Origin of the sequence: Glutamicibacter sp. AOP12-B1-11, from assembly GCF_052379245.1 — a bacterium.
Classification (GTDB): Bacteria; Actinomycetota; Actinomycetes; order Actinomycetales; family Micrococcaceae; genus Glutamicibacter.
Genome location: NZ_JBQSYL010000104.1, coordinates 1 through 280, shown reverse-complemented (window position 1 = coordinate 280; position 280 = coordinate 1). Strand labels below are relative to the sequence as shown.

Below are 280 nucleotides of genomic sequence, written 5' to 3'. Positions count from 1 at the left end.
GCCCCGGGACTTCGCATGCGTGACATTCGGAGTCAGGCAGAAGGTGTTCTCCCCGGTCGGATACCCCTGGCGCAGCGTATGCATATCAAAAGGCACCGAACCGTAGTGGAACATCAGATCCGGACGGTCCAGCCCCTGCACCGTGGGGGTGAAGATCCCGATCTCCCACCACTGGGTGGAAGTTTCCACCATGGGCTGCTTCGCTTCCCACTGGATCACCCCTTCGGGGTGGTCCTGCAGATGCTCGCCCACCCCCGGCGCGTCGAGGAGCACCTCGACG

The 280-nt window shown here is 63.6% G+C and carries 1 pseudogene; it reads right to left on the bottom strand.

From position 1 onward, the window contains the following. Positions 1 to 280, bottom strand: a pseudogene (locus tag ACT3UQ_RS19785) (choline oxidase); the annotation flags it as partial.